A 12,286-nucleotide genomic window follows, 5' to 3' on the forward strand; every position below is an offset into this window, starting at 1 on the left:
TATGATTAGTATATCATATTTAGAGTTTTTTTGAAAATGTATAATAATATCATAAATTTATATTATAGGCAAGCTATTTAGAAAATACTTGTTAAAAGTTCTCTCAAGGAATAATTTTCTATTATCTCGGATTTGTCATCCTTTTCCAATTTGAATCCCAGCCTAGGTGTGTAAATTTTTTTAAATCCGAGCCTTCTGGCTTCCTTTATTCTTTGCTCTATAAAAGGCACTGGTTTTAATTCTCCTGTAAGTCCTACATCTCCTATAAATATAGAGCTTCCCGGTAGGCCTTTGGATTTTATTGATGAAACTATTGCGACAATTGCGCAAAGATTAGATGCTGATTCTTTTAATTTCATATCTGCCGATGATTTTACAACTACATTTCTGTCAAATAACTTTATGCCCGCTCTTTCTTCTATTATGGATACAAGAGTTCCCAGCCGTTCTTTTTTTAAACAATCGGCAATCCTAGAAGGATATGCCATGAAACTCTTAGATGCCAAGGCTTCTACTTCAAGGGCTATATATCTAGAGCCTTCTTTGACAATGCAAAGCGCCGTTCCTGGCACAATGTTTTGTTCTGTTCTTCTTGTCATGAAATAGGAGCCTGGATCATCTAAAGAGTGCATTCCTTTTTCTTTCATTATAAAAAATCCGCACTCCCCGGCAGGGCCATATCTATTTTTGCCAGCGCTTAGCACCCTAAGCTCTTCGTTGTCCTCTAGTTCAATTAGTAAAACTGTGTCCACTAGATGTTCTAAGCTTCTGACTCCAGCTAGTTCATCCTCTTTTGTCATTTGACCTACTATAAAGACAGCCCTTTGCTTTTTAGGATTTTTGGCAAGGTCTACTAGAACATGGGCGACTTCCATCACTTGAGTTGGACTTCCTGCTCTGGATTGTAATTTTTCAGATGTAATCGTCTGAATTGAGTCTACAATCAAAAAATCAATATCCAATTCTTCTGCTTCTGCAACTATATTTTCCAAGTTCATGCTTGAAATCACAAATAAATTTTCAGACATTTCATCCAAAATTCTCAATGCCCTAAGTTTTATTTGAGATTCTGATTCTTCTCCAGAAGCATATAAAACTCTGTTGCCTTCTTTAGAAAGTGCTTGAGCCACTTGCAAAAGTAGCGTTGATTTTCCTGCTCCAGGCTTAGCTGTCAAGATACTGACGGAGTCTCTTATTATTCCTCCGCCCATTACTCTGTCAAACTCTTTTATCCCAGTGAAAATCCTATTGCCAGAAAAACTCTCCACTTCTTTTAAGCTTATCGCCTTATTATCTTTTTTATTTTTGCCACTAATCCTCGATTCTACTTCTTCTACAACTTCTTGCATACTTCCGAAGGCGCCACATTCTGGGCACCTTCCAAAATATCCCAGACTAACATAGCCGCAAACATTACACTTGTGCGTGGATTTTTTCATCTTTCTTTACCTTATTTTTTATTTCGAGTTTATCTCTAAATGAGATGGATATGCTTTCTCCTGCATTTATTTTGCCCTGCAAATACAAGTCTGCCAATTTGTCTTCTACTTCTGTTCTAATTGTCCTTTCAAGAGGCCTTGCTCCATACTCCTTGCTAAAACCTTTTTTAGAAATATGCTTTATCATCGATGGGTTGAACTTTGCGTTTATGCCCATTTTTTTCAGTCTTTCTGTAACTTTTTCAAGCATTAGTTTTACAATATTTCCGACCTCTTTTTCTCCTAAGGATTTGAAGTTTACTATCTCATCAATCCTATTTAAAAATTCCGGCTTGAAAATTGTCTTTAGAGCTTCTTGGGTTGCCTTTGTATTTTTTTCTTCTTTCAATAATACACTTGGCTTGTCAGAAAATCCCAAACTGCCGCCCTTGTTTAAAAGGTTTGCTCCAGCATTTGAGGTCATGATTATAATCGTATTTTTAAAATCTACTGTCCTTCCCTTGGAATCTGTGAGCCTTCCTTCATCCAATATTTGTAAAAGAGTATTAAATACGTCTGGATGAGCCTTTTCAATCTCATCAAAAAGCACAACTGAATAAGGCTTAGATCTCACTTGGTCAGTTAACTGAGCTGCATCTTCATATCCCACATAGCCTGGCGGCGGTCCTATCAGCTTGGATACTGAATGTTTTTCCATATATTCACTCATATCTATTCTGATTAAGTTTCCATCACTTGCAAACAAAATCTCTGCCAAGCACTTGGCTAAATAGGTCTTACCTACTCCCGTTGGTCCGACAAAAATAAATGAACCTATGGGTTTGTTTTCGTCTTTTAGTCCTATCCTTGCCCTCTTTACAGCTTGAGCAAGTACCTCTACTGCCTTGTCTTGTCCTATAACCTTCTTTTTGAGATTTTTTTCAAGGTTTATCAAAATCTCCTTATCCTTTTCTGCAAGTCTTGTAACTGGAACTCCTGACCAATCAGAAACTATTTCAGATATTAGCTTGTCCGTCACCTGAGGCAAGTTCGCACCGGATTGCTTTTCTTTTTTTATTTTTTCTTCGAGTTCCCTTTGCTCATCTCTGTACTTGGCTGCCTTTTCAAAATCCTGATTTAAAACAGCCACTTCCTTTTTCTCTATTACTCTATCGAGCTTGATTTGCAACTTGCTCTTTGTTTTCTTAGTCTTTAAAGCTTTTATCCTAATCTTTGAAGATGCCTCGTCTATTATGTCTATGGCCTTATCCGGCAAGAAACGATCAGCTATGTAGCGAGATGAAAGTTCAACCGCCGCCTTCACAGCTTCGTCACTTATCTTGACCCTGTGATGGGCCTCATACTTATCCCTTATGCCGTCTATTATTGTTATAGACTCTTCTTCTGATGGCTCTTTTACCATTATAGGCATTAGTCTTCTTTCAAAGGCCGTATCCTTTTCTATTTTTTTTCTGTATTCATCTATTGTGGTTGCTCCTATTATTTGAAGAGAGCCTTTTGTAAGCATTGGTTTTAATATATTAGAAGCATCCATTGCGCCTTCTGCTGCTCCAGCTCCTATTATGGTGTGGATTTCATCTATAAATAAAATCGTGTTTTCATCTTCTAGAGCTTCATTTATCAAACCTTTTAATCTTTCTTCAAAATCTCCTCTGTACTTGGAGCCTGCAATCATTGCTGAAAGATCAACAGTTCTTATTACCTTGTCCGCTATTATTTCATTGGCATTTCCTGCAACTATTTCTTTTGCAAGACCTTCTACTATTGCAGTTTTTCCCACACCGGGCTCTCCTATCAAGACGGGATTATTTTTAGTTCTTCTAGATAACACCTGAATGATTCTCTCTATTTCTTTATCCCTTCCTATTATGGGATCTATCTTCTCATCCATGGCCTTTTGATTCAAATTTATTGTGAATTTTTTCAAAAGGCTTGTGCTTTCTTGACCTTCAGATTCTTCTTGCTCATACGAAATACTATCTTCAATTTCTTCTTCTAGAGCTACCAAATCCACTCCCATATTTTCCAAGGCCTTTATTGCAACTCCCTTGCCTTCAAATAATAGTGCATATAGCAAAACTTCTGTCGACACTTTCACATTTTCATATTCTCTTACATAAGATGTGGCAGCTTCAAACACTTTTTTTGCTCGGGGAGTATATGTTGGTATACTAGTAATTTTTCCACTTACAGCTGGAATTATTTTAAAAACTTCGTCAATAAAGGCATCTTCCTCGACGCCATGTCTCTTTAATACTACTGAGCCATATCCTGAATTTTCTCTTAAAATACCGATTAAGAGGTGTTCTGACCCTATATATGAATGATTTAATTCTCTTGCGATCTGACTTGCAAAAAGCACAGCTCTTTGCGCAGATTCAGAGAAATTTTCAAAATATCTCATATAATTCTCTCCTTAATTGTTCTTCTAAGCTTTGATGCTCTTAATTGCCTTCTCGTATTTTTGTCTAATATTCCCGCTCTTTTTTCCTGCAGGCTCTCAGATCTTATTTCTTCCATTTCTGTGAATATATTAGTTTCAAATCGAGCTTGCAAAATATTCAAGTCCAAGCCCAATTTTATATTTGATAAATGGTTTAGAGCCTCTGCTTGACCCATTATTCTGGCATTTTCCAAAATACCCTTAGACCTGTAAACCTTGTCTTCCAAATCTGTTATATCATCAATAAAGAGCCTTTGCCTATATGATGATTCTATGGATTGCAGGCGGGAGATTACATTTTCTATCCTTTGTAAAATAAACTCTTCTTCGTTTCCTATAGACGAGATGTTAGTCAAATAAAAAATATCGCCTATTGCCTTGTTTTCCTTGCCCAGATTCGGAAACAACGAAAATCCAAAACTTCTCAAATCTCTTGCTACAATTTCATATCCATAGTAACTAAGGGCTGGCAAATGCAATTTTATATTTATGACTAAGCCTGTCCCACAAAGTAAGGGGGCACTTGTCAAAAACCCGAACCTCTTATCAAAAGCAAAGTCCAGCTTTTTTTCAAATTCGAGTCCCATATCCTTGACATCTAAAAATCTCGACTCTAAATCTTTTCCCATAGCATATGATTGGATGACCATGTGATCAAACTCATTTATCAATATTGACCTTCTCTCGTCTATCCTAAGAACTGAAGATATTTTTGAATTGTTTGAAAGCTCTTGGGTATAGGTCTTGTCATTTTTTAATTTTATAGTTTCATAAAGAGAAAGATCTCTTAAGTCTATTTTTTTATAAGAATAGGAATCCAAAGCAGCTATCGAGATGTCATTAGATACCTCAATAGCATCATCATAATTAAGGCTTGGTACAAAAGGATACCTCAAAAGATTTCTATGCAATCTAGCCATTGACGATATTACATAATCAGTCATTTTTTTCACCCAAGGTCTTGAGCTTGTCTCTATAAATTGCCGCTTGCTCATAATCTTCCAAAGAAATTGCCATCTCTAGCCTTTCTCTTACTTCCATTTCCTTCCTATATGCTTCAGTTTTGCCCTTGTAATTTTCAGGTGCATGCCCCTTATGAATTGAAAAACCTCCCACAGAATCCAAGAATTTTATCAAATCATCCGAAAAATTCTCATAGCAATCCTTGCAGCCAAGTCTACCCGACTTTAAAATTTCTGAAAGTCTTCTGCCACAAGTCGGGCAAATTTTGTCTTTAATCTCTGGATTTTCAATTTCGGCTACAGGTTTTAGCATATCTTCTATCTGTTTTTTTATTTCTTCGCTCATGCTAATATCCGATCCCATGACCTCTTTAGCACAAGAAAAGCACAGCCTGACTCCTTCCATCTTCCCATCTGTAAATTTTGTATAATATATATTAGCTTGGTTCTTTTTACATCTATCGCAAAGCATAAATTCCTCCTTATAAAATCACAAGTAAAATATTTTTCAAAATACTTGCCCTTATAATATTTCTACTGGTCCCATCAGTGCATATTGACCTATCCGATAGACCAACCCTTATTATTTCTGCTTCTCTTTTGTCTATTATGTCATTTTCCAAAAGATTGTCTATAATCTCATCAGCCTTGTCTTTGGTAAGAGAATCTCCAATTTCATCCTCTAAAATATATTTGAGCATTTGCGAGTCCGAAATCTCAGCCCTCACAATTCTTATAAACCCTCCGCCACCACGCCTGCTTTCCACATAATATCCCTTATATGGTGTAAATCTGGTCGTCAAAACATAATTTATTTGCGAGGGAGCACAAGAAAATCTCTGCGCTATTATATTTCTTTGAATCTCTACGCTGCCGCCTTGGGCATCCAACAAGTCTATTATAAAATCTGCTATTGAATTAGTAAGTCTAGCCACATTTCCACCTCTTTGACCTTCTTTGTCCTTTAAATTAACAAAAAAACTTAAATTCCTTTAAGCTGATATTAATTATATCATGAAAGTCAAAAATGGTAAACTCGTTAATGTAAAACCTGCCTTTCACTTATAATGTATTTTATTTTAAGTTCAAAAATTAGCAAATAAAAAAGACCCCATCGGGGTCCGAAGTAAGCCTATAAGCCGCGTTCTGTATTAATCAATTATCTGTCTTGACTTATTGTCGCCAATAAGTTCTAGCAACCTACCTACCGGGAGTGACGAGCAGCCACTCTTAATCCTATTTGGTTTTGCTCCGAATGGGGTTTACATAGCCTTGACATCTCTGCCAAGCTGGTAAGCTCTTACCTCACCTTTCCACCCTTACCCAATAAAATATTATCAGGCGGTATATCTCTGTTGCACTAGCCTTAGGGTCGCCCCCACCAGCCGTTAGCTGGCATCCTTGCTCTGTGGAGCGCGGACTTTCCTCAGTTTCCTGCAATTGATCGGCTTACTTCTTATTTAGTCTAACTGACTTAATTTTAATTTTCAAGCTTAATTTTTATATACTGGTCTCAAGGAATCCCTGTATTCTTCCATTTTTCCTGCAATCAAATCTTTAAAAAGAGCCTGCAATTTCAAGGTTATTTCTCCAGACTTTCCACTTCCCACTCTTCTGTGATCTACTTCGACAACAGGAGCAACTTCCATAGCTGTGCCTGAAAAGAAAACTTCTGCTGCATTGTAAAGCTCTGTCCTTGCAATTGATCTTTCTACGACTCTCATACCGAGTTTATTTTCAGCAAGCTCCATAACAATTTTTCTTGTAACACCTTCCAAGATATCATCTGATACTGGTGGTGTTATTAGAGTGTTATTTTTTATTATAAAAATATTTTCTCCAGGTCCTTCGCACACATTGCCATGTCTATTTAAAATGACAGCCTCATCAAAGCCAGCCCTAACAGCTTCTAAGTTTGCAAGAGCCGAGTTTACATATCCAGCTGTAGCCTTTGTCCTTGGAGGAAGCATATTATCTGCAATTCTTGTAAAAGATGAAACCCCCACTCTAAATTCTTCCTGCTCCATGTACTTGTCCATCTTTTGCAAATAAATTACTAGACTGTCGTTTTCACAATTTACAATCGAAACTCCGACATTTCTATCATCCTTATATGCAATCGGGCGAATATAGGTTGAACATTTGTATCCTTGCTTTTTCAAGAGCTCAATTGTAAAATCAGCAAGCTCTTCTTTTGTGTAATCCATTCTTATGTTCATACACTTACAAGACTCTATGAATCTTTCGTAGTGCTCGAGCATCTTGAAAGCATATAAATCTTCTTTTTCTTCATTCCAATAAGCTCTAATGCCTTCAAATACACCCAATCCATAATTAAAGGCTCTACTTCTTACACTTATTGTAACATCTTCTTCAGGTAAAATTTTTCCGTTATAAAAAACATAAGATTTATCCATAATTTTCCCCCCTTAACATTTTTATCTAGTATAGCAGAAATCTAATAATTTTAGAACTTTTTTTAATGTAAATATCTTGCCTAATTTACAATTTCACTAAACCTCAATTAAATGTGGATTTTTGAACTCTTCTGATATATAATAATAAATTGATTGGATCGGAGGTGGTAAAATGCAGGCAGGTGGCAGAAAAAAAGTCGTGCTAGGCATGAGCGGCGGGGTGGACTCTTCTGTGGCTGCTATTCTTCTTAAAGATGCCGGTTATGATGTGATCGGAGTTTTTATGAAAAACTGGGACGATTCAGACGATTCTACTTGCACAGCAAGAAAAGACTATCTTGATGTTGTGAGAGTTTGTGGTGAGTTGGATATTCCCTATTTCACTGTGAATTTTGAAAAGGAATACAGAGATAGAGTTTTCTCATATTTTTTAAAAGAATATGACAATGGTAGAACTCCCAACCCAGATGTCCTGTGCAACACCGAGATCAAATTTAAAGCCTTTTTAGATCATGCCCTTAAATTGGATGCTGACTACATCGCCATGGGGCACTATGCTAGAACTATGACTAAGGATGGAAAAACCTATCTTTTGAAAGGACTTGATAACAACAAGGATCAGTCTTACTTTTTATCCAGGGTTCCAGAAGAAGCCTTGAAAAAAGCCCTCTTTCCTATTGGAGACTTACAAAAATCAAAAGTTCGTGAAATTGCAAAAGAATATAAGCTTGCGACAGCAGAAAAAAAAGACTCAACTGGGATTTGTTTTATAGGCGAAAGAGATTTCAACGAATTTTTAGATAAGTTTCTCTTTACTAAAGAAGGCCCCATATACTCAGTAGAAGGACAATACCTCGGCAAGCATTCTGGTCTTATCCACTATACGATTGGTCAAAGGCGAGGTTTAGGTATAGGTGGCATAGGAACAGGCGAACCTTTTTTCGTAGCTTCTAAAGATTTGGATAAAAATATTTTGTATGTAGCTCAAGGTATAAATCACCCTGCTCTTTATGAAAGTTCTCATGAAGTGGAAAATTTGTTTTGGATTAATGAAAGTCCTACTTTCCCTCTGAAAATTAATTGTAAGATAAGATATAGGGCAGCGGATGTTGGTGCTAGTTTAGATTTTATTGATGGTAAATACCTTGTAAATTTTGAAAAGCCTTTAAAGGGAGTAACCCCTGGTCAAGTTTGTGTCTTTTATGATGGCGAAATTTGCCTTGGCTCGGGAATTTTTAAATAAATGGAGGATATAATGGAAAAATTAAAAGTTAGTTTGAGAGATTCAGTTGGTAAAAATAAGGTTGACAAGCTTAGAGTCGAAAACCTTGTGCCAGGTGTTATTTACGGAAATAACAAGGGCAGCAGAAACATTTCTGTTGTTGAAAAAGACCTTGTTAAAATTGTAGAAGAAGCAGGTACTTCAAACATTATTGATATTGACCTTGACGGTCAACCTTGCAAGGTGCTTTTTAAAGAAATTCAAAATCACCCCTTCAAGAATAAAATTGTTCACTTCGATATGTTTGAAATCAACATGTCTGAAAAGATTAGAATTTCTATCCCAGTTGTTTTGGAAAACAGAGATGAAATCAGAGTTCAACCTTCAATTCTTTTCCAATCACTTGATGAAGTTGAAATCGAAGTGCTTCCTGGAGATCTTCCATCAGAAGCAGTATTTGATGTTCAAAATATGCAAATCGGCGATGTTATAACTGTAGCAGATCTTGATGTCAGCAAAAATGACAAAATTGAAGTTCTAACAGAAGCTGATACAACTGTAGCTTCTCTATCTGAACCAAAATCTGAAGAAGAAATTGACGAAGAACTTTCAGCTGATACAAGTGCTTCTGCAGAAGTGCCAACAGTTGGAGAAACAAAGGAAAAAGAAGAAGAATAATATTCCAATAAAAACAAAAGACTGTCAAGCAAAGCACCTGACAGTCTTTTTATTTTTATTTCTCAAAATAATCAAAAATCGACAGAAGCATAATAATCATCTCTGTCGATTTTTTAATTCTTATTTTAAAATTGGGCTTACTTTTTTGTAAAGTAAAATTGTAACTGCTGATACAGCCAATCCTTTTATGACATTAAAGGGAAGTACGCAATAAATCATCATAGTTTTTAAGTCGCTTACCTTGGCTGTTACTTGAGTGCCCATAGCTATTATCTTATCTAGTCCCATGAATTTTCCATACAGTGGGAAAACTACAAAATAATTTGAAAGACAAGCTATAAGAGTCATGCTTATAATTCCAGCAAATAGAGAAATCACCGCTCCCTTATAGGTCTTATTTCTCTTGTAGATTATGCCAGCAACAAGCGCAAATGCTGAAGATACTATAAAGTTTGAAAGCTCACCTACCGCCATGGTATGAGTTACACCAAGATGGATTAGATTTTTTACAAGGGCTATCAAAATACCTGCAACTGGACCCATGGCAAAGGTTCCTATAAGTGTCGGAACTTCAGCCAAGTCTAATTCCATAAATGGTGGAGCTATAAAAGCAAGTGGCATTTTTATAAACATCAATAAAAATCCAATACCTGCCAACATGGCAATCTTAACAAGTCCAATAGTCTTACTTCTTACATTTGTGTTTACATTGTTCATAATATTTCTTCCTCCCATATTTTTAGGCATAAAAAAATGCCCATAATGGGGCAGGTTGCATAAGCAATCTTCTTTCATCCAGACTCTACTGTCGGTTTCGGAATTGCACCGAATCGGAGTATAAAACTCTCGCGGACTTTACCGCCGGTGAGGACTTTCACCTCGCCCCGAAGATATTACGTATTTATTATACATCATTAGTCTATATTTTGAAAGATATATTTTCTCATATTCATTATTTACTAGCTGCTAGTATCAATTAATTCAAATAAATAAAAAAGATGGTTTTTATTTTACAAACCTAAAATTGTTTTTACTTTCATTTTTAGGCAAGCCAAGTATAACCATCTCTTTTTTTATTTTTTATTTTATCCAAGTCCCTGTTTTTCCTTCGAGACCCTCAAGGGCCTTTTCAAGAGAAGTTATTAGGGCTTGTCTACCCTTTTTAGACTTTACAAATTCTAAGGCGGCTTCTATTTTAGGCTTCATAGAACCCTCAGCAAATTCTTCGGCCCTTAGATATTCTTCTGCTTTTTTGGGGCTAAGTTCAGATAAAAACTCTTGATTGGGTCTTCCAAATTTTATAGCTACTTTTTCAATCGCTGTAAGTATTATAAGTATGTCGGCATCTACAAGCTCTGCCAATTTAGCAGATGTGAAGTCCTTGTCTATAACAGCATCTACTCCTTCAAGAAAATCCCCCTTGTCAATAACTGGCACTCCTCCGCCACCTGCTGCTATCACAATAATGCCATTTTTATATAAAAGCTCTATTGATTTTTTTTCTACTATATCATAAGGCTTAGGAGATGGCACCACCCTTCTATATCCTCTCCCGGCATCTTCTTTTATCACAAATCCCTTGTCTTTAAGTTTATCGGCTTCTTCTTTTGTGTAAAAGGCTCCTATTGGTTTTGTTGGATTTTTAAAAGCCGGGTCATCTTTGTCTACTAGAGTTTGGGTTATGATAGATGCGACCGTCTCATCCATTTTTCTAGATCTCAATTCATTTTCTATGGCATTTTGAAGATGGTAGCCGATGTAGCCTTGGCTCATTGCACCGCACTCTGGAAAAGGCATAAGTTCTGTATTTGTTTCTGATTTTGAGGCTGTATCCATTGCAAGCTTTATCATCCCTACTTGCGGACCATTTCCATGTGAAATAATCACCTTATTTTTTTTTAAAACAAGATCCACTATGGCTTTTGCGGTTATTTTTACAGCAGCTTTTTGTTCTTCTGGTGTATTCCCAAGAGCATTGCCACCAAGTGCCAGTACAATTTTTTTCATCTATATTTATCCTCCGATTTTTAGCTATTATTCAAGGCTCTATCCACATTTCTAATAAAGTCTTGGACATTTGTCACCATGGAAACAGCTGTCACTGTCCCCCGGTCTGATAATTTATTTACAGCAAATTCTTGAATATCAATTGTATACATATAAACAGGTCTTACTCTGCCATCAAACACATTGTAAGAAGGGGTCATATTGCCAGTCGCAATTGTAAATAGAATCGCCGACATCATTATTATAGTAGTCGTCTTTCTCGAATGTTTTCGCATCTCATCTTGAGCTTGATATACATTGTTTATAGTCTCAGGAAGGCCAAGCCTATCACGAATTGTGCCAGCTATCACAAGCGGCACATTCATATCAAAACAAGCCTTTATAAATCCATCTTTTACAAGGCCTGACTCCACTAATTTTTTAGTAGAGCCATACTTTCTTGAAAGGTTTATTGTCTCGAAAAGATTTCTGGTAGTATTTTGTTCTTTTTCAAAGTGTTCTTGTCCCCAAGATGTATTAAAAATTCCCTTTTCCAAATCAAATGCAGCTGTTTCCGTACCGCAAAAGATAGCTTGAACATATCCATTTCTAACCAATCTCTCCAAGGCGAGCCTTGAATCTCTGTCAAGGGAAACGGCTGCTCCCACAATTAGAGTTACATAGCCTCCATTTGCTTTTTCATGCTTCAAAACCTCATAAAGATTGTCATAGTCTATTGAAAAAGCAGTTTCTCTAGAACGACCAGATCTAAATGCAAAAGTATCAGTATTTTCTTCTTCGGGCAAAAATCCTTGTGTAAAGACATAAATGCCCTCGGAAGCATCCTCTGTACGTCCGATAACCACCTTGTCACCCTTTTTTAAATTTCTAAATTCTACTATGTCAACCGCTTCTTCACCAGGTTTATCCTTGGCTACACAAACTGTATCCATTCTAGATTGAGCTGCCAAAACCCACTTGCCATTTATTTTAAAATACTCTGGATATACGGAAAGAGCGTGATAATTTTTAGGACTAAGTCCATCGACTTTAACTTCTTCGAGCTTGACATCGGGCGCATTTTTCAAAAATTCTTGGCTAAAGTCAGGATGATGATATTTAGGCATTTCAAATTTCAT

The 12,286-nt window shown here is 36.4% G+C and carries 11 protein-coding genes, 1 other RNA gene and 1 riboswitch; of the genes, 2 read left to right on the plus strand and 10 right to left on the minus strand.

What is annotated here, in order from left to right; translation table 11 throughout:
• Positions 1 to 77 precede the first annotated feature (77 nt).
• The 7 genes from LV469_03510 to LV469_03540 all read right to left on the minus strand — a co-directional run bounded on the left by LV469_03510 (position 78) and on the right by LV469_03540 (position 7,261).
• Positions 78 to 1,439: a DNA repair protein RadA gene (locus LV469_03510; GenBank protein ID UHR03371.1), complete on the minus strand. Its 1,362-nt coding sequence runs from the start codon at positions 1,437 to 1,439 to the stop codon at positions 78 to 80.
• Positions 1,414 to 3,843, minus strand: coding sequence for an ATP-dependent Clp protease ATP-binding subunit (locus tag LV469_03515; protein ID UHR03372.1), 2,430 nt, complete (start codon positions 3,841 to 3,843; stop codon positions 1,414 to 1,416). The genes LV469_03510 and LV469_03515 overlap by 26 nt, the downstream gene beginning before the upstream one ends.
• The gene (locus LV469_03520; GenBank protein ID UHR03373.1) at positions 3,840 to 4,826 is read right to left on the minus strand and encodes a hypothetical protein; all 987 of its coding nucleotides are present in this window, start codon (positions 4,824 to 4,826) and stop codon (positions 3,840 to 3,842) included. The genes LV469_03515 and LV469_03520 overlap by 4 nt, the downstream gene beginning before the upstream one ends.
• Positions 4,819 to 5,316 (minus strand): hypothetical protein, encoded by a 498-nt coding sequence (locus LV469_03525; GenBank protein ID UHR03374.1) that lies wholly within the window; start codon positions 5,314 to 5,316, stop codon positions 4,819 to 4,821. Before LV469_03525 ends, LV469_03520 begins: the two co-directional genes overlap by 8 nt.
• Positions 5,317 to 5,326: 10 nt before the next feature.
• On the minus strand, positions 5,327 to 5,779 hold the full coding sequence (locus LV469_03530) for a CtsR family transcriptional regulator (protein UHR03375.1): 453 nt from the start codon (positions 5,777 to 5,779) through the stop codon (positions 5,327 to 5,329).
• A 184-nt stretch (positions 5,780 to 5,963) separates the two neighbouring features.
• An RNA gene (gene rnpB / locus LV469_03535) (RNase P RNA component class A) lies at positions 5,964 to 6,300 on the minus strand.
• A 37-nt stretch (positions 6,301 to 6,337) separates the two neighbouring features.
• A complete protein-coding gene (locus LV469_03540; GenBank protein ID UHR03376.1) occupies positions 6,338 to 7,261 on the minus strand; it encodes a branched-chain amino acid transaminase in 924 nt (307 codons plus the stop codon).
• 172 nt (positions 7,262 to 7,433) lie between these two features.
• On the opposite strand from LV469_03540, the gene mnmA reads away from it, so the two are divergent.
• Both mnmA and LV469_03550 read left to right on the plus strand, forming a co-directional pair.
• Positions 7,434 to 8,504 (plus strand): tRNA 2-thiouridine(34) synthase MnmA, encoded by a 1,071-nt coding sequence (mnmA, locus tag LV469_03545; protein UHR03377.1) that lies wholly within the window; start codon positions 7,434 to 7,436, stop codon positions 8,502 to 8,504.
• Positions 8,505 to 8,516: 12 nt separating this feature from the next.
• Complete coding sequence (locus tag LV469_03550) at positions 8,517 to 9,161, plus strand: 50S ribosomal protein L25 (GenBank protein UHR03378.1); 645 nt, start codon at positions 8,517 to 8,519, stop codon at positions 9,159 to 9,161.
• 120 nt (positions 9,162 to 9,281) lie between these two features.
• On the opposite strand, the gene LV469_03555 is transcribed toward LV469_03550, so the two are convergent.
• From LV469_03555 to LV469_03565, 3 genes are all read right to left on the minus strand, one after another.
• Entirely contained in the window at positions 9,282 to 9,878 is a 597-nt protein-coding gene (locus tag LV469_03555) for an ECF transporter S component (GenBank protein UHR03379.1), read from the minus strand.
• Positions 9,879 to 9,940: 62 nt separating this feature from the next.
• Positions 9,941 to 10,057: riboswitch (FMN riboswitch) on the minus strand.
• 184 nt (positions 10,058 to 10,241) lie between these two features.
• Positions 10,242 to 11,168, minus strand: a complete 927-nt coding sequence (gene arcC, locus LV469_03560) for a carbamate kinase (GenBank protein ID UHR03380.1) — start codon at positions 11,166 to 11,168, stop codon at positions 10,242 to 10,244.
• A 20-nt stretch (positions 11,169 to 11,188) separates the two neighbouring features.
• On the minus strand, positions 11,189 to 12,286 hold the full coding sequence (locus LV469_03565; GenBank protein UHR03381.1) for a fused N-dimethylarginine dimethylaminohydrolase/saccharopine dehydrogenase domain-containing protein: 1,098 nt from the start codon (positions 12,284 to 12,286) through the stop codon (positions 11,189 to 11,191).

The organism is Peptoniphilus sp. GNH (assembly GCA_021307325.1).
GTDB lineage: Bacteria > Bacillota > Clostridia > Tissierellales > Peptoniphilaceae > KA00134.